Annotated in this window: 17 protein-coding genes; 9 read left to right on the top strand and 8 right to left on the bottom strand. The window is 67.0% G+C overall.

The annotated features are described in order from the left end of the window. Nucleotides 1-5 precede the first annotated feature (5 nt). The 4 genes from AC07V5_RS16255 to AC07V5_RS16240 are packed head-to-tail and all read left to right on the top strand — an operon-like array spanning nucleotide 6 to nucleotide 2,603. Nucleotides 6-590, top strand: coding sequence for a peptidylprolyl isomerase (locus AC07V5_RS16255; RefSeq protein ID WP_495116710.1), 585 nt, complete (start codon nucleotides 6-8; stop codon nucleotides 588-590). Continuing rightward, a complete protein-coding gene (locus AC07V5_RS16250) occupies nucleotides 587-1,084 on the top strand; it encodes a peptidylprolyl isomerase (protein ID WP_495116709.1) in 498 nt (165 codons plus the stop codon). The genes AC07V5_RS16255 and AC07V5_RS16250 overlap by 4 nt, the downstream gene beginning before the upstream one ends. Then, a complete protein-coding gene (locus AC07V5_RS16245; RefSeq protein WP_495116708.1) occupies nucleotides 1,081-1,827 on the top strand; it encodes a UDP-2,3-diacylglucosamine diphosphatase in 747 nt (248 codons plus the stop codon). Before AC07V5_RS16250 ends, AC07V5_RS16245 begins: the two co-directional genes overlap by 4 nt. Beyond that, on the top strand, nucleotides 1,827-2,603 hold the full coding sequence (locus AC07V5_RS16240) for a M90 family metallopeptidase (protein ID WP_495117079.1): 777 nt from the start codon (nucleotides 1,827-1,829) through the stop codon (nucleotides 2,601-2,603). The genes AC07V5_RS16245 and AC07V5_RS16240 overlap by 1 nt, the downstream gene beginning before the upstream one ends. A gap of 48 nt (nucleotides 2,604-2,651) precedes the next feature. On the opposite strand, the gene clpA is transcribed toward AC07V5_RS16240, so the two are convergent. Both clpA and clpS read right to left on the bottom strand, forming a co-directional pair. Next, nucleotides 2,652-4,979 carry an ATP-dependent Clp protease ATP-binding subunit ClpA gene (gene clpA / locus AC07V5_RS16235; RefSeq protein ID WP_495116707.1) on the bottom strand — a complete coding sequence of 776 codons (2,328 nt, stop codon included), beginning with the start codon at nucleotides 4,977-4,979 and terminating at the stop codon, nucleotides 2,652-2,654. After that, nucleotides 4,976-5,356, bottom strand: a complete 381-nt coding sequence (gene clpS / locus AC07V5_RS16230; protein WP_495116706.1) for an ATP-dependent Clp protease adapter ClpS — start codon at nucleotides 5,354-5,356, stop codon at nucleotides 4,976-4,978. Before clpS ends, clpA begins: the two co-directional genes overlap by 4 nt. A gap of 182 nt (nucleotides 5,357-5,538) precedes the next feature. Between clpS and AC07V5_RS16225 the strand changes: the two genes are divergently transcribed. From AC07V5_RS16225 to AC07V5_RS16215, 3 genes are all read left to right on the top strand, one after another. Then, nucleotides 5,539-5,787: a cold shock domain-containing protein gene (locus tag AC07V5_RS16225; protein ID WP_495117078.1), complete on the top strand. Its 249-nt coding sequence runs from the start codon at nucleotides 5,539-5,541 to the stop codon at nucleotides 5,785-5,787. A gap of 189 nt (nucleotides 5,788-5,976) precedes the next feature. Further along, the gene (locus tag AC07V5_RS16220) at nucleotides 5,977-8,214 is read left to right on the top strand and encodes an NADP-dependent isocitrate dehydrogenase (protein ID WP_495116705.1); all 2,238 of its coding nucleotides are present in this window, start codon (nucleotides 5,977-5,979) and stop codon (nucleotides 8,212-8,214) included. 96 nt (nucleotides 8,215-8,310) lie between these two features. Beyond that, entirely contained in the window at nucleotides 8,311-9,150 is an 840-nt protein-coding gene (locus AC07V5_RS16215; protein WP_495116704.1) for an APH(3') family aminoglycoside O-phosphotransferase, read from the top strand. 16 nt (nucleotides 9,151-9,166) lie between these two features. Here the strand turns inward: AC07V5_RS16215 and AC07V5_RS16210 are convergent, their stop codons facing one another. The 4 genes from AC07V5_RS16210 to hemN form a co-directional block, all read right to left on the bottom strand. Beyond that, nucleotides 9,167-9,532 carry a carboxymuconolactone decarboxylase family protein gene (locus tag AC07V5_RS16210; RefSeq protein ID WP_495116703.1) on the bottom strand — a complete coding sequence of 122 codons (366 nt, stop codon included), beginning with the start codon at nucleotides 9,530-9,532 and terminating at the stop codon, nucleotides 9,167-9,169. Nucleotides 9,533-9,657: 125 nt separating this feature from the next. Then, complete coding sequence (icd, locus tag AC07V5_RS16205; RefSeq protein ID WP_495116702.1) at nucleotides 9,658-10,914, bottom strand: NADP-dependent isocitrate dehydrogenase; 1,257 nt, start codon at nucleotides 10,912-10,914, stop codon at nucleotides 9,658-9,660. 60 nt (nucleotides 10,915-10,974) lie between these two features. Next, complete coding sequence (locus AC07V5_RS16200) at nucleotides 10,975-11,601, bottom strand: urease accessory protein UreH domain-containing protein (protein ID WP_495116701.1); 627 nt, start codon at nucleotides 11,599-11,601, stop codon at nucleotides 10,975-10,977. Continuing rightward, on the bottom strand, nucleotides 11,601-12,983 hold the full coding sequence (hemN, locus tag AC07V5_RS16195) for an oxygen-independent coproporphyrinogen III oxidase (protein ID WP_495116700.1): 1,383 nt from the start codon (nucleotides 12,981-12,983) through the stop codon (nucleotides 11,601-11,603). The genes AC07V5_RS16200 and hemN overlap by 1 nt, the downstream gene beginning before the upstream one ends. A gap of 131 nt (nucleotides 12,984-13,114) precedes the next feature. Between hemN and fnr the strand changes: the two genes are divergently transcribed. Both fnr and AC07V5_RS16185 read left to right on the top strand, forming a co-directional pair. Next, nucleotides 13,115-13,852 (top strand): fumarate/nitrate reduction transcriptional regulator Fnr, encoded by a 738-nt coding sequence (gene fnr, locus AC07V5_RS16190; protein ID WP_495117077.1) that lies wholly within the window; start codon nucleotides 13,115-13,117, stop codon nucleotides 13,850-13,852. A gap of 64 nt (nucleotides 13,853-13,916) precedes the next feature. After that, nucleotides 13,917-15,227, top strand: coding sequence for an NAD(P)/FAD-dependent oxidoreductase (locus AC07V5_RS16185; protein WP_495116699.1), 1,311 nt, complete (start codon nucleotides 13,917-13,919; stop codon nucleotides 15,225-15,227). On the opposite strand, the gene AC07V5_RS16180 is transcribed toward AC07V5_RS16185, so the two are convergent. Both AC07V5_RS16180 and AC07V5_RS16175 read right to left on the bottom strand, forming a co-directional pair. Then, on the bottom strand, nucleotides 15,190-15,483 hold the full coding sequence (locus AC07V5_RS16180; RefSeq protein WP_495116698.1) for a hypothetical protein: 294 nt from the start codon (nucleotides 15,481-15,483) through the stop codon (nucleotides 15,190-15,192). The two genes, AC07V5_RS16185 and AC07V5_RS16180, sit on opposite strands and share 38 nt — an antisense overlap. Then, entirely contained in the window at nucleotides 15,480-15,743 is a 264-nt protein-coding gene (locus AC07V5_RS16175; RefSeq protein ID WP_495116697.1) for a hypothetical protein, read from the bottom strand. Before AC07V5_RS16175 ends, AC07V5_RS16180 begins: the two co-directional genes overlap by 4 nt. Nucleotides 15,744-15,748 lie beyond the last annotated feature (5 nt).

The following is a 15,748-nucleotide window of genomic DNA, read 5'->3' as shown; positions in this document are numbered from 1 at the left end:
CCCTCATGACCAAGACAGCCCTCTTCCTTGCCACCCTGCTGGCCGCCGCCGGCGCTTCGGCCCAGATCGTCAAGCTCCAGACCACCGAAGGCGACATCCGCATCGAGCTGAACGCCGAGAAGGCGCCCAAGTCGGTAGCCAACTTCGTCCAGTACGTGAAGGCCGGCCACTACAACGGCGTCGTCTTCCACCGCGTCATCGAAACCTTCATGATCCAGACAGGCGGCTACGACGCCAAGCTGGCCGAGCGCCCGGCGCAGGCGCCGCAGCCGCGGCCGACCAAGCCGCCGATCCCGCTGGAATCGCACAACGGCCTGTCCAACATTCGCGGCAGCATCGCGATGGCGCGCACCGGCTTCCCGAATTCGGCCACTGCGCAGTTCTTCATCAACGTGGCCGACAACATCCCGTTGGACGGCGAGCCGGACAATCCGGCCACCGGCTACGCCGTCTTCGGCCAGGTCATCGAGGGCATGGACGTGGTCGACAAGATCCGCACGGCCCCGGTCGCGCCCTACCAGATGCATCAGCATCTGCCCGTGAAAGCCATCACCATCACCAAGGCTCTCGTCGAGCCCGTCAAAAAATGAGCCAAGTCAAACTCACCACTAACCACGGCGACATCCTCATCGAGCTGGACGCCGAGAAGGCACCGCTGTCGGTCGCCAACTTCCTGAACTACGTCCGCAAGGGCCACTATGACGGCACGGTGTTCCACCGCGTCATCAAGGGCTTCATGGTCCAGGGCGGCGGTTTCGAAGTCGGCATGAAGCAAAAGTCCACCGACGCGCAAATCCAGAACGAGGCCAACAACGGCCTGAAGAACGCCCACTACACGCTGGCCATGGCGCGCACCAACGCGCCGCATTCGGCTACGGCGCAGTTCTTCATCAACACGACGAACAACGGTTTCCTGGACTTCAAGTCCGAGAGCCCGTCGGGTTGGGGCTACGCCGTGTTCGGCAAGGTCATTGAAGGCCAGGACATCGTCGACAAGATCGAGAAGGTCAAGACCGCCACGCGCGGCGGCCACGGCGATGTGCCGGTCGAAGACGTCATCATCGAAAAAGCCGTCGAGGTTTGATCCATACGCTGACGGCCCCGGCGCAGTGGCAGCAGGTCGACCTGCTGTCCGACCTGCACCTTGGGCCGGACACGCCGGCAACGACCGCCCGGCTTGAACAGCACCTCGCCGAGACGCCTGCGCGGGCAGTGCTGCTGCTCGGCGACATCTTCGAGGTCTGGGTCGGCGACGACGCGCGTCATGAGCCCTTCGAGGCCGGCGTCGTGCGCCTGCTACGCGGGGCCTCGCAGCGGCTCGACCTCTTCTTCATACCCGGCAACCGCGACTTCCTCATCGGCCCCGACTTGCTGGCCGACGCCGGCATGACCGCCCTGCCCGACCCCACCGTGCTCGACGCCTTCGGCCAGCGCTGGCTGCTCGTACATGGCGACGCGCAATGCCTGGGCGACGCGGGTTACCAGGCCTGGCGCGCAACCAGCCACTCCGCTGCATGGCAGGCCGACTTCCTCGCCAAACCCCTTGCCGACCGCCAGGCCTTTGGCCGCCAGGCACGGGCCCAGAGCCGCGCATCGCAGGCGGCGCAGCTGATGTCGACCGACCTCGACGCCGATGCGTGCCGTGCGCTGCTGGCCGAGGCCAGCGCGGCGACGATGATCCACGGCCATACGCATCGACCTACCGAGCACGACCTCGGCGGCGGCTTGCGGCGCGTCGTGCTGTCCGACTGGGACTTTGACGCCGAGACCCCGCGTGGCGACGTGATCCGCCTGTCGATCGCCGGCCTGCAACGCATCCCGCTGTGATCCTGAAAGCCCTTCGCAACTGGCGCGATCAGCGCGCGGTCGAACGCCACGCCATCCCCGACGCCTTGTGGCAATTGACGCTGCTGCGCTATCCCTTCCTGGCAGAGCGCAGCGAGGACGACCTCGCCGAGCTGCGGCGGCTGTGCAGCCTCTTCCTGTCGACCAAGGAATTCCACGGTGTCGACGGCTTCGAGGTGACCGATGAAGTCGCCGTTGCCGTCGCAGCCCAGGCCTGCCTGCCCGTGCTGCGGCTGGGCCTGTCCTGGTACGACGGCTTCGTCGGCATCGTCATGCATGCGGGCGAGGTTGTCGCCCAGCGGACCTACCAGGACGAGGACGGCGTCGTCCACGAGTACGACGAGGAACTGGCCGGCGAGGCCATGGAAGGCGGGCCGCTGATGCTGGCCTGGAATGCCATCGCCGTCAGCAACGACCCGGCGCAGTTCGGCGTGGACGAGGTCTTCAACGTGGTCATCCACGAGTTTGCCCACGTCATCGACATGCGCGACGGCCTGGCCGACGGCGTGCCGCCGTTCCAGGACGTGGACGAACGCGAACACTGGATCGCCGTCATCGACGCCGAGTGGGAGGCCTTCTGCAAGCGCATCGATGCCGGCGAAGAAACGCTGATCGATCCCTACGGCGGCGAGGCCGTCGAGGAGTTCTTCGCCGTCGCCGTCGAGGCCTTCTTCGTCGCCCCGGCCGCCATGCGAGCCGAGGAGCCGGCGATGTACGAGCTGCTGGCCGGCTTCTTCAGGCAGAACCCGGCGGGTTGAACGAAAAAGGGACGCCGAAGCGTCCCTTGCTGCTCAGAGCCCGCAGGCTCAAGCCGTCGCCGGCTCCGCCTTGGGCTTGTTGTCCTTGGCCGGCTTGGGCGGCGTGGGCTGGATGTCCAGCACCGTCTCGCCCTTGTCGTCCACGTCCACGCTGAGGCGGCCACCGTCCACCAGCTTGCCGAACAGCAGTTCGTCGGCCAGTGCACGGCGGATGGTGTCCTGGATGAGGCGCTGCATCGGCCGCGCGCCCATCAACGGATCGAACCCCTTCTTGGCGAGATGCTTGCGCAGCGCGTCGGAGAAGCTGACCTCGACCTTCTTCTCCTGCAGCTGGCTTTCCAGTTGCAGCAGGAACTTGTCGACCACGCGCAGGATGATTTCCTCGTCCAGCGGGCGGAATGACACGATGGCATCCAGGCGGTTGCGGAACTCCGGCGTGAACAGGCGCTTGATGTCGGCCATCTCGTCGCCCTGCTGGCGCGACGTGGTGAAGCCGATCGTGGCCTTGTTCAGCGCCTCGGCACCCGCGTTCGTCGTCATGACGATGATGACGTTGCGGAAGTCGGCCTTGCGCCCGTTGTTGTCGGTCAGCGTGCCGTGGTCCATGACCTGCAGCAGCACGTTGAAGACATCCGGGTGGGCCTTCTCGATCTCGTCGAGCAGCAGCACCGAGTGCGGCTTCTTCGTGACGGCCTCGGTCAGCAGGCCGCCCTGGTCGAAACCGACATAGCCCGGGGGCGCACCGATCAGGCGGCTGACGGCGTGGCGCTCCATGTACTCCGACATGTCGAAGCGGATCAGCTCGATGCCCAGGATGTAGGCGAGCTGCTTGGCCACTTCCGTCTTGCCGACGCCCGTGGGGCCGCTGAACAGGAAGGAGCCCACCGGCTTTTCGGGCCGGCCCAGGCCTGAACGGGCCATCTTGATGGCGGCAGCCAGCGCATCGACAGCCGGGTCCTGGCCGAAGACGACGCTCTTCAGGTCGCGGTCCAGCGTCTTCAGCTTGCTGCGGTCGTCACTGTTGACCGAGGCGGGCGGGATGCGCGCGATCTTGGCGACGATGTCCTCGACCTCGGTGCGCGTGATGGTCTTCTTCTGCTTGCTCTTGGGCAGGATGCGCTGCGCAGCACCAGCCTCGTCGATGACGTCGATGGCCTTGTCCGGCAGATGGCGGTCGTTGATGTACTTGGCCGACAGCTCGGCGGCAGCCTGCAGCGCGCCCAGGGCGTACTTGACCGAGTGGTGCTCCTCGAAGCGGCTCTTCAGCCCCTTCAGGATCTCGATGGTCTGCTCGACCGAGGGCTCGGCCACGTCGATCTTCTGGAAGCGACGGCTCAATGCCGCGTCCTTCTCGAAGATGCCGCGGTACTCGGTGAAGGTCGTCGCGCCGATGCACTTCATCGCACCGCTGGACAGCGCCGGCTTGAGCAGGTTGCTCGCGTCCAGCGTGCCGCCCGACGCCGCACCGGCGCCGATCAGCGTGTGGATCTCGTCGATGAACAGGATGGCACTGGGTTGGTCCTTCAGCGCCTTCAGAACAGCCTTCAGGCGCTGCTCGAAGTCGCCGCGGTACTTGGTGCCCGCCAGCAGCGCGCCCATGTCCAGCGAGTAGACGACGGCGTCGGCGAGGACCTCAGGGACTTCGCCTTCGGTGATCCTCCAGGCCAGGCCCTCGGCGATGGCCGTCTTGCCCACACCGGCCTCACCCACCAGCAGCGGGTTGTTCTTGCGGCGGCGGCACAGCACCTGCACCACGCGCTCGACCTCGGACTCGCGGCCGATCAGCGGGTCGATCTTGCCGTCCTTGGCCAGTTGGTTCAGGTTTTGGGTGAACTGCTCCAGCGGCGACGCCTTGGCGCTGCCGCCCTCGCCTTCCTCGCGCTCGCCCTCCTGTCCGCCCTGGTTCTGGCCTTCGGGGTTCTTGGGCGGCTCGGGGTCGGTCTTCTTGATGCCGTGGGCGATGAAGTTGACGACGTCCAGGCGCGTGACGCCCTGCTGGTGCAGGTAGTAGACGGCGTGCGAGTCCTTCTCGCCGAAGATCGCCACCAGCACGTTGGCGCCAGTCACTTCCTTCTTGCCGCTGCCAGTGCTCTGCACATGCATGATGGCGCGCTGGATGACGCGCTGGAAGCCGAGCGTGGGCTGGGTGTCCACCTCGTCGCTGCCGCCCACCATGGGCGTGTTTTCCTTGATGAACTGCGTCAGGCTCTTGCGCAGGTCGTCCAGGTTGGCCGCGCAGGCGCGTAGCACCTCGGCGGCGCTGGGGTTGTCGAGCAGCGCGAGCAGCAAGTGCTCGACGGTGATGAATTCGTGCCGCTGCTGGCGTGCTTCGACGAACGCCATGTGCAAACTGACTTCAAGCTCTTGCGCAATCATGCGGCCTCCATAATGCACTGCAGGGGGTGGCCGGCACGCCGGGAGGCGGCCAGAACCAACTCCACCTTGGTCGCGGCGACGTCCTTGGTGAAGACACCGCAGACCCCGCGACCCTCGTGGTGGATTTTGAGCATGATCTGCGTCGCCGTATCGAGGTCATGCCGGAAAAATTCCTGCAGAACCATGACTACAAACTCCATTGGCGTGAAATCGTCGTTCAGCAGCAGGACCTGATAGAGCCGCGGAGGCTCGGTTTTCTGGGTCTGGCGCTCAACAACGACCGCGCCGTCGCCTTCGTCCTTGCCCGGCTTCAGGGGAGGCACGGGCGGGGGCGGGGGCGACTGGTTTCGCGGTGAAAAGACGGGGAACACAGGCATGTCGGGATTCTATCGACGGGGGGTATCCCCTCGCCGACCGCAGGCAGTTGGCGACGCTCGGCCGAATTGCAAGTTTCTCCGGGTGAACCCGGCCGGGAAGGTCCCGAATTGACGCCCGTTGTCGCGCTACCAGAATCTGCGTCCGCCTCTACGGGAGGTAGCACAAGAATGGAGACAACATGATGGCGCTGGGCAAGGTCAAGTGGTTCAACGACGCCAAGGGCTTTGGTTTCATCGAGCCGGAAGCTGGCGGCGATGACGTGTTCGCCCATTTTTCGGCGATACAGATGGAAGGCTTCCGGACCCTGAAGCAGGGCAGCCAGGTGCAGTTCGACCTGGTTGAAGGCCCCAAGGGTCAGCTTGCGCAGAACATCACGCCAATGGAAGCCGCTGCGCGCGCCGCCGAGCAGCAGCAGCCGCTGGCGTCCTGAACTGAGCCTGCAAATCATCAGCCCCGTGGCCTGACGCCACGGGGCTTTTGCATTGGCGGCCACGGAATCGCCTCAGCCGGGCCCCGCCAAACAGCAAACGCCCGACCCGGGGCTTGCTAGAGTTACGTGTTGCGCGCAGCCGCCCGCTGCTTCGCGCCGCTCGGATTGCACACTTACCGGAACACGCTCATGACAGCCGAAAAGACCCAGATTGTTTACACCCTGACCGATGAAGCGCCCCGTTTGGCAACGGCCTCGCTGCTGCCGGTCGTCAAGGCCTTCGCGGCATCGGCTGGCATCGATGTCGTCACGAGTGACATCTCGGTGGCAGCCCGCATCCTGGGCCAGTTCCCGGAACTGCTGACCGAAGAGCAGCGCGTGACCGACAACCTAGCGGCGCTCGGCAAGCTCACGGTCAAGCCCGAGGCCAACATCATCAAGCTGCCCAACATCAGCGCGTCGGTGTCGCAGTTGAAGGCCGCCATCAAGGAACTGCAGGACAAGGGCTACGCGATCCCGAGCTACCCCGAGGCGCCGAAGACGGACGAGGAAAAGGACATCCGCGCCCGCTACAACAAGTGCATCGGCAGCGCGGTGAACCCGGTGCTGCGCGAAGGCAACTCCGACCGCCGCGCGCCCAAGGCCGTGAAGGAATACGCCCGCAAGAACCCGCACCGCATGGATGACTGGAGCCAGGCCTCGCGCTCCCACGTCTCGCACATGCATGACGGCGACTTCTATCACGGTGAAAAGTCCATCACGCTCGACCGCGCCCGCGACGTGAAGATGGAGCTCATCACCAAGAGTGGCAAGGCCATCGTCCTGAAGGCCAAGGTCTCGCTGCTGGACCGTGAGGTGGTGGACTCCATGTTCATGAGCAAGAAGGCCCTGCTGGCCTTCTATGAAAAGGAGATCGAGGACGCGCGCAAGACCGGCGTGATGTTCTCGCTGCACGTGAAGGCCACCATGATGAAGGTGTCCCACCCCATCGTCTTCGGCCACTGCGTGCGCATCTTCTACCGTGAGGCTTTCGAGAAGCACGGCAAGCTGTTCGAAGAGCTGGGCATCAACGTCAACAACGGCATGGTGGACCTGTACAGCAAGATCGCCAGCCTGCCGCAAAGCAAGCAGGACGAGATCAAACGCGACCTGCACGCCTGCCACGAGCACCGCCCCGAGCTGGCGATGGTGGATTCCGCCAAGGGCATCACCAACTTCCACTCGCCCAACGACATCATCGTGGACGCCTCCATGCCCGCCATGATCCGCAGCGGCGGCAAGATGTACGGTGCCGACGGCCGCCTGAAGGACGTGAAGGCCGTGATGCCGGAGTCGACCTTCGCCCGCATCTATCAGGAGATCATCAACTTCTGCAAATGGCACGGCGCGTTCGACCCGAAGACCATGGGCACCGTGCCCAACGTCGGCCTGATGGCGCAGCAGGCCGAGGAATACGGCTCGCACGACAAGACCTTCGAAATCCCGGAAGACGGTGTGGCCAACATCACCGACCTCGCTACCGGCGAAGTGCTGATGAGCCAGGACGTCGAGCAGGGCGACATCTGGCGTATGTGCCAGTGCAAGGACGCCGCCATCCGCGACTGGGTGAAGCTCGCCGTCAACCGCGCCCGCAATTCCGGCATGCCCGTGGTGTTCTGGCTGGACCAGTACCGCCCGCACGAGGCGCAGCTCATCACCAAGGTCAAGATGTACCTGCACGAGCACAACACCTCGGGCCTGGACATCCAGATCATGAGCCAGGTGCGTGCGATGCGTTACACGCTGGAGCGCGTCATCCGCGGCCTGGACACCATCAGCGCCACCGGCAACATCCTGCGTGACTACCTGACCGACCTCTTCCCCATCATGGAGCTGGGCACCTCGGCCAAGATGCTGTCCATCGTGCCGTTGATGGCCGGCGGCGGCATGTACGAGACCGGTGCTGGCGGCTCGGCTCCGAAGCACGTGCAGCAGCTGGTGGAAGAGAACCACCTGCGCTGGGACTCGCTGGGTGAATTCCTGGCCCTGGCCGTGAGCCTGGAAGACCTGGGGCTCAAGAACAAGAACGCCAAGGCCAAGGTGCTGGCCAAGACGCTGGACGCCGCCACCGGCAAGCTGCTGGACAACGGCAAGGGCCCCAGCCCCAAGACCGGTGAACTCGACAACCGCGGCAGCCACTTCTACCTGACCCTGTACTGGGCACAGGAACTGGCCGCTCAGACCGACGACGCCGAACTGGCCGCCCGCTTCAAGGCCGTGGCCGAGACGCTGACGGCCAACGAGGCCAAGATCGCCGCCGAGCTGAAGGAAGTGCAAGGCCAACCGACCGACATCGGCGGCTACTTCCTGCCCGACGTGGCCAAGCTGGACAAGGTGATGCGTCCGAGCGCGACGTTCAACGCGGCGCTCGCATCGCTGGCTGGCTGATCCACAGCCAACTGGGAACACGGGGCGCTGCGGCGCCCCTTTTTCTTGGCGGGTCCACCCTCAACTGGGGCCGTTCCGCCACGGCGATCACCTCCGATGACTCTGCAAGCCTCCCCCTCCCCTGCGCCCCAGAAGCGCGAGAAGGCCGCGCGGCCGCCGGCTCTGCCGGCCAGCCTGGCGGCAAGGCTCGCCGACTACGGCTGGCGTCGCAATCTCGTGGGCGAGGCCGGCGCCGCGGTGTACCGGCTGCACCGTGAAGGCGCGCCGGATCTGTACCTGAAGCACGGCCGCGGCGAAGCGGCGCAGGCCCTGGTTGATGAAATGGCGCGCCTGCGCTGGCTCGCCGGCCGCATGCCCGTTGCGCCGCTGGAGCATTTCGAGTCCACCGGCGACGAGGCCTGGCTGCTGACCCAGGCGATCCCGGGCCGCACCGCCTACGAATGGCTGCTGCAGTCGCCCGAGCGCGCTCCCCAGATCGTGACCGCCTTGGCGCAGTGCCTGGCTCGCCTGCATGCGCTGCCGGCGCAGCACTGCCCATTCAACGCCAGCCATCTGCTGCGGTTGGCGCAGGCAAGGCAGCGGATCGACGCGGGCCAGGTCGATGCCGAGGATTTCGACGACGCCCGCGAGGGCTGGACGCCGGAGGACGTCTGGCAGGAGATGCAACGTCTGCTGCCGCTGGCGCCGGACCCGGTGGTGACCCACGGCGACTACTCGCTCGACAACATCCTGCTGGATGCCGAAGGCCGCGTCACGGGCGTCATCGACCTGGGCCGTGTCGGCGTGGCCGACCGCTACCAGGATCTGGCGATCCTGTGGAACTGCCTGGCCGAGTTTGGCTCTGAAGCGCAAAGCACGCTGTTCACGGCCTACGGCATCGTGCAGCCCGACGACCGCAAGCTGACCTTCCACCTGTGCCTGGACGAGTGCTTCTGACGGGTGACGCAGTTCCTCAGGTGCCGTCGACGACTTCGGCAGCCGCGCGGAAGGCATCCACCGCCGCCGGGAATCCGCAGTAGACGCTGGCATGCAGGAAGATCTCCTGCAGCTCCGCCGTCGTCACGCCATTGTTCAGCGCGCCACGCACGTGCGTCTTCAACTCGTGCGTGCGGCCCAGGGCCACCAGCATGGACACCGTGACGATGCTGCGCGTGCGCAGGTCCAGGCCCGCGCGCTGCCAAGTGTTGCCCCAGGCATGGCGGGTGACCAGTTCCTGCAGCGGTTCGGTAAACGGCGTGACCTTGGCCAGCGCGCTGTCGACGTAGGCGTCGCCCAGTACGGCACGACGGGTGGCAAGGCCTTGAGGGTCGAGATCCATGGTGGCTCCTTCGGTGCTGCAGCGCAGCATAGCGACGAGGCGCGGACACGGGTTCAGAAAGCAAGAAGCCCCTCTCCGCGGGGGCGAGGGGCTTCAAGGTCAACGCCGGGCGGTGCCCGAGTTCGTCACTCCATGTTGTCGATCATCACCTGCCCAAACCCGGAGCACGACACCTGCGTGGCGCCGTCCATCAGGCGGGCAAAGTCGTAGGTGACCTTCTTGCTCAACACGGACTTTTCCATCGAACTGATGATGAGGTCGGCCGCTTCCTTCCAACCCATGTGCCGCAGCATCATCTCGGCGGACAGGATCTCGGAGCCGGGGTTCACGTAGTCCTTGCCGGCGTACTTGGGCGCCGTGCCATGCGTGGCTTCGAACATCGCGATGGAGTCGCTCATGTTGGCGCCCGGGGCGATGCCGATGCCGCCCACTTGCGCGGCCAGCGCGTCGGAGATGTAGTCGCCGTTCAGGTTCAGCGTCGCGATGACGCTGTACTCGGCGGGGCGCAGGATGATCTGCTGCAGGAAGGCGTCGGCGATGACATCCTTGATGGTGATGTCCTTGCCCGTCTTCGGGTTCTTGAGCTTGCACCACGGGCCGCCGTCAATGGGCTGGGCGCCGAATTCCTTCTGCGCCAGCGCGTAGGCCCAGTCACGGAAGCCACCTTCGGTGAACTTCATGATGTTGCCCTTGTGCACGATGGTCACGCTGGGCTTGTTGTTGTCGATGGCGTACTGGATGGCCTTGCGCACGAGGCGCTCGGTGCCTTCCCGGCTGACCGGCTTGACGCCGATGCCCGAGGTGTTCGGGAAGCGGATCTTCTTGACGCCCAGCTCCTCCTGCAGGAACTTGATGAGCTTCTTGGCCTTGTCGCTCTCGGCCTCGTACTCGATGCCGGCGTAGATGTCCTCCGAGTTCTCGCGGAAGATGACCATGTCGACCTTGTGCGGCTCCTTCACGGGGCTGGGCACGCCGTCGAAATACTGCACGGGGCGCAGGCAGACGTAGAGGTCCAGCTCCTGACGCAGCGCAACATTCAGCGAGCGGATGCCGCCGCCAACGGGCGTGGTCAGCGGGCCCTTGATGGAGACGACGTACTCCTTCACGACCTGCAGCGTCTCTTCGGGCAGCCACACGTCGGGGCCGTAGACGCGGGTGCTCTTCTCGCCGGCGTAGATCTCCATCCAGTGGATCTTGCGGGTGCCGCCGTAGGCCTTGGCCACGGCTGCGTCGACCACCTTGAGCATGACGGGTGTGATGTCCAGCCCGGTGCCGTCGCCTTCGATGTAGGGAATGATGGGCTGATCGGGCACGTTCAGCGAGAAGTCGGCATTGACCGTGATCTTCTGGCCGCCTTCGGGCACTTGAATGTGTTGGTACATGGCAGGTGGGGCTTTCGCAATGAGGCGAGAGAAACGAGACGCGGCGAGTTTATGGCCGCGTCAGCAGGCCAGCATGACCCGCTGCCAAACCCCGTGCCCCAGCGCCCAGGCCGCGCCCAGCACCAGCGCGAGGCCGGCCAGGCGCAGCGCCAGCATCTCGCCGCCCGCGCCGCGCTTGAGCAGCCGCGCCCGCCACAGCGGCGCCACGACGAGGCCCGGCGTGCTGGCCAGCGCAAAACCCGCCATGGCCGCCGCGCCGCTGGGCACCGAGCCGGACAGGCCGGCCAGCAGCAGCGCCGCATGCAGCAGCCCACAGGGCATGGCAACCCAGGCCATGCCGGTTGCGAAGGCATGGCGGGGCTTGGGGCGCCAGTCCATCGCGCCCAGCCAGACAGGCATGCGGCCACGCACCAGCAGCGTCACACCCAGCAGCAGCAGCGCCGCCTGCAGCAGTGCCCAGGCCGGCTGCAGCAGGGCCGCGCTCTGGGATACGCGCGCAAGCGCCTCGGCCGACGCCGCCGCAACCGCGCCACCGGCCGTGTAGCCGAGCAGCCGCCCGGCCAGCAGCTTCATCGGGCGATTGCCGCCGGCCAGCGCACACGGCGCGCTGCACATCGCCGCGCAATGAGGCGTGCCGGCCAGGCCCATCAGCGTGGCCGACGCGATCAAGGCCGCGTCGAGCGACATCAGATGATTTTCGAGAAGCGCTCGCGGCTGGCGTCGGCCTGCAGATAGCGGTCGAAGACCAGGGCGACGGCGCGCACGAAGTACCAGCCCAGTGGCGTGACCTGGATGGCACCGGGCTCCATCGTGATCAGCCCTTGGTCCGCGAGCTGGCGCAGGCGGTCGAACTCGGGCGCGAAATAGGTCGGCACATCGACCAGGTACGACGCGGCGATGGACTCGAACTCCACGCGCCCCTGGCACATCAGCGCCATGATGACGGCGCGGCGCAGCAGGTCGTCGCGCGTCAACGCCAGGCCGCGCTGCACGGGGAGCTGGCGCTGGCGCAGTGCGTCCTCGTACTCGGCCATGGTCTTGGCGTTCTGGGCGTAGGTGGCGCCCACGCGGCTGATGGACGACACGCCCAGGCCGACGAGGTCGCAGTCAGGCTGCGTGGAATAGCCCTGGAAGCCGCGGTGCAGCAGGCCCTGGCGCTTGGCCACGGCCAGCGGGTCGTCCGGCAGCGCGAAATGATCCATGCCGATATAGGTGTAGCCCTCGCTCAGCAGCGCGCTGATGGCGCCGGACAGCATGGCCAGCTTGTCGCCGGCCGGTGGCAGCAGCTCGGCCACGATGCGGCGCTGCGGCTTGAAGCGCTGCGGCAGGTGGGCGTAGGCATACATCGCGATGCGGTCCGGGCGCAGTTCGGCCACCTGCGCGATGGTGCGGGCGAAGCTCGCGGGCGTCTGCAGCGGCAGGCCGTAGATCAGGTCGACATTGGTGGACGCAAAACCCAGCTCGCGCGCAGTGGCCATCAGCGCAGCCACCTGCTCCAGCGGCTGCACGCGGTGCACGGCCTTCTGCACGGCGGCGTCGAAGTCCTGCACGCCGAAGGACAGGCGGTTGAAACCCAGCGCGCGCAAGTGCGCCAGCCGGCCGGCATCCACCGTGCGCGGGTCCACCTCGATGGACAGCTCGGCGCCCGGCAGCAGCTTGAAGCGCTGGCGCAGCGCGTCCATCAGCGAGGTCAGCTCGGCATCGGACAGGAAGGTCGGCGAGCCGCCGCCCAGGTGCAGCTGCGACACCGGCGCCGTGCCGCCCATGGCCTCGGCCACGAGGTCCATCTCGACCTCCAGCGTGGCCAGGTAGGGCGCGGCGCGCTCATGGTGCTTGGTGATGATCTTGTTGCAGGCGCAGTAGTAGCAGAGCTGCTCGCAGAAGGGGATGTGCACGTAGACCGACAGCGGCTGCACCGTGCCGCGCTGGCGCAGCGCCTGCAGATGCTGAGGGCCCTGGTAGGCCTCCACCAGGCGATCGGCCGTGGGATAGGACGTGTAGCGCGGCCCGGCGACGTCGTGGCGGCGCAGCAGATCGGCATCGATGGGGCGGTCGGTGACAGCAGACATGGCGTCACTGTGCCGGCCGAAACAGGCCCCGGCGTTGATCCAGGTCAAGGCCGCAGCGGGTGCCGCCGAGAACAATGCATTTCATGCTGACCACCCTGCCTCGCCCCATGAGCGTGCCGATCACTCCCGACATGCCCGCGCAGCCCGCTGCCGCGGCGCTCGAGCCGCTCAAGGTCGCCTGCGCCAGCTGCAATCTGCGCGAGCTGTGCCTGCCCGTGGGGCTGAGCCCGAGCGACCTGCAGCGCCTGGACGGGCTGGTGGAAAAGCGCCGCAGCGTGCAGCGCGGCGACCACCTGTTCCGCAACGGCGACCGCTTCGATGCGCTGTACGCCGTGCGCACCGGCTTCTTCAAGACCTGCGTGAGCAGCGAGGACGGCCGCGACCAGGTCACCGGCTTCCAGATGGCCGGCGAACTGCTGGGGCTGGACGGCATCAGCAGCGACCACCATCACTGCGACGCCGTCGCGCTGGAGGACTCCTCCGTCTGCGTGATCCAGTACAGCCACCTGGAGGAACTGTCGCGGGAGTTCACGATGCTGCAGCACCAGTTCCACAAGATCATGAGCCGCGAGATCGTGCGCGACCACGGCGTGATGCTGCTGCTGGGCAACATGCGCGCCGAGGAGCGACTCGCGGCCTTCCTGCTGAACCTCACGCAGCGCCTGCAGGCGCGCGGCTTCTCGTCCAGCAGCCTGGTGCTGCGCATGACGCGCGAGGAGATCGGCAGCTACCTCGGCCTCAAGCTCGAAACCGTCAGCCGCACCTTCTCCAAGTTCCAGGAAGACGGCGTGCTGGACGTCAAGCAGCGCCAGATCACCGTGCTCGACCCGCAGGCCCTGCAGCGCCTGATCTCAAACGCCGCCTGCTGAAGCGCCGCCCGCGCGGCTCCAGCATCTTTGCTGCAGCGCAGCAAATGAGGCGTAGCATGGCGCCATGCGTCCCCAAGTCCTCATCATCGGCTGCGGGTTCGGCGGCCTGGAAGCTGCCCGCGCCCTGCGTACCGCCGATGTCGACATCACCGTCGTCGACAAGACCAACCACCACCTCTTCCAGCCCCTGCTCTACCAGGTGGCCACGGCGGGGCTCTCCGCGCCGTCCATCGCGGCGCCTATCCGGCATCTGTTCCGGCGCCAGCCCAATGTGACGACGCTGCTCGGCGAAGTCGTCGCCCTGGACGCCCAGGCGCAGACGGCCACGCTGAAGGACGGCGCCACGCTGCGCTGGAGCCACCTCATCGTCGCCGCCGGCGCCACGCACAGCTATTTCGGCCGCGACGACTGGGCCGCGCACGCGCCCGGGTTGAAGACGCTGCAGGACGCCTTCGAGATCCGCCGCCGCGTGCTGCTGGCCTTCGAAGCCGCCGAGCTCGAGGACGACCCAACCCGGCGCGCGGCGCTGCTGCAGTTCGTCGTCGTGGGCGGCGGGCCCACCGGCGTGGAGCTGGCCGGCACTTTTGCCGAGATCGCGCGCCACACGTTGCCCGGTGAGTTCCGCCGCATCGACCCGCGCCAGGCCCGCGTGCTGCTCGTGGAAGGCGGGCCGCGGGTGCTGCAGTCCATGCCCGAGGCCTTGAGCGAGCGCGCCCGCGAACAGCTGACGGCGCTGGGCGTGGAGGTGAAGCTGAACGCCCGCGTCACCGGCATCGACGCCGAGGGGTTGGACATCACGACCGCCGCTGGCCCGGAGCGCCTGCACAGCCGCTGCGTCGTCTGGGCCGCAGGCGTGGCCGCGTCGCCGCTGGGCCGCGCGCTGGCGGACGCCACCGGCTGCACGCTGGACCGCGCCGGCCGCGTCGTCGTCGAACCCGACTTGAGCCTGAAGGGCTTTGCGAACATCCAGGTCATCGGCGACCTGGCCGCCGCGCAGAGCCATGTGCCGGGCCAGGAACCCCGGCCGGTGCCCGGCGTCTCGCCCGGTGCCAAGCAGATGGGGCGGCAGGCCGCCGCCAACATCCTGCGCCGCCTGCGCGGTGAGGCGACAACGCCCTTCCGCTACAGCGACTACGGCAACCTCGCCACCATCGGCCGCCACAGCGCCGTCGTGGACCTGGGCACGCCGGCCGGGCCGCTGCGCTTCTCGGGCTACGCGGCCTGGCTGTTCTGGCTGTTCGCCCACGTGTACTTCCTGATCGGCTTTCGCAACCGCTTCGTCGTGCTGATGGACTGGGCCTGGGCCTACTGGACGCACGACAGGCACGCCCGCGTGGTTACCGAGGCCATCCCGGCGCGCGACGCGCAGGCTTGACCTCGTCGGCCGGCAGGTTGACGAGCAGCAGCGCCAGGCTGGCGCCCAGCGCGATGACGCCCCAGAAGATCAGGAAGCCGAGCGTGTAGACGGCCTGGGCCGACAGCTCGATGGGTGCTGCGCCGAACCAGCGCAGCTCGCCCGGGTCGACGACGGCGAACACCAGCAGCTCCAGCACGCCGGCCGAGAGGAAGGACGACCAGGCCACCGCCATCGCGAAGCGTGCGATGCGCGAAGGGCCGGCCTGTCCGTTCACCGCTTGACCTCCGGCGTGCCGGTGGCGGCGTGATTGCGGGCGATCAGCGCGGGCACGTCGCCAGACCGGGCGTGCACGTCGGCCGGCTCCACCTCATCGGCCGACTGCTGGGCCTTGGCGCGCAGGTCGAGCGGCGGGTCGGGGTGCTTGATCGCCAGGCCCAGCGTGACGAAGCTCGCGACGACGACGATGGCGGGCCCGCCCGCCACCAGCCACACCATCGGTTCCCGCCAGGCGGCGTTGGAATTCACTGCAGACATGGGGT

It is taken from the genome of Roseateles sp. GW821-FHT02E12, from assembly GCF_059421665.1.
The sequence above is the reverse complement of the archived record's forward strand: the minus strand, read 5'-3'. Positions and strand labels throughout refer to the sequence as shown.

Bases quoted from the DNA above. Each gene is read 5' to 3' on its own strand.
- AC07V5_RS16175 (WP_495116697.1), bottom strand. From the start codon at position 15,743: ATGTCTGCAGTGAATTCCAACGCCGCCTGGCGGGAACCGATGGTGTGG.
- AC07V5_RS16210 (WP_495116703.1), bottom strand. From the start codon at position 9,532: ATGGATCTCGACCCTCAAGGCCTTGCCACCCGTCGTGCCGTACTGGGC.
- AC07V5_RS16215 (WP_495116704.1), top strand. From the start codon at position 8,311: ATGACTCTGCAAGCCTCCCCCTCCCCTGCGCCCCAGAAGCGCGAGAAG.
- AC07V5_RS16220 (WP_495116705.1), top strand. From the start codon at position 5,977: ATGACAGCCGAAAAGACCCAGATTGTTTACACCCTGACCGATGAAGCG.
- AC07V5_RS16225 (WP_495117078.1), top strand. From the start codon at position 5,539: ATGGCGCTGGGCAAGGTCAAGTGGTTCAACGACGCCAAGGGCTTTGGT.
- AC07V5_RS16250 (WP_495116709.1), top strand. From the start codon at position 587: ATGAGCCAAGTCAAACTCACCACTAACCACGGCGACATCCTCATCGAG.
- clpS (WP_495116706.1), bottom strand. From the start codon at position 5,356: ATGCCTGTGTTCCCCGTCTTTTCACCGCGAAACCAGTCGCCCCCGCCC.
- icd (WP_495116702.1), bottom strand. From the start codon at position 10,914: ATGTACCAACACATTCAAGTGCCCGAAGGCGGCCAGAAGATCACGGTC.
- AC07V5_RS16255 (WP_495116710.1), top strand. From the start codon at position 6: ATGACCAAGACAGCCCTCTTCCTTGCCACCCTGCTGGCCGCCGCCGGC.
- AC07V5_RS16200 (WP_495116701.1), bottom strand. From the start codon at position 11,601: ATGTCGCTCGACGCGGCCTTGATCGCGTCGGCCACGCTGATGGGCCTG.
- AC07V5_RS16185 (WP_495116699.1), top strand. From the start codon at position 13,917: ATGCGTCCCCAAGTCCTCATCATCGGCTGCGGGTTCGGCGGCCTGGAA.
- clpA (WP_495116707.1), bottom strand. From the start codon at position 4,979: ATGATTGCGCAAGAGCTTGAAGTCAGTTTGCACATGGCGTTCGTCGAA.
- hemN (WP_495116700.1), bottom strand. From the start codon at position 12,983: ATGTCTGCTGTCACCGACCGCCCCATCGATGCCGATCTGCTGCGCCGC.
- fnr (WP_495117077.1), top strand. From the start codon at position 13,115: ATGCCCGCGCAGCCCGCTGCCGCGGCGCTCGAGCCGCTCAAGGTCGCC.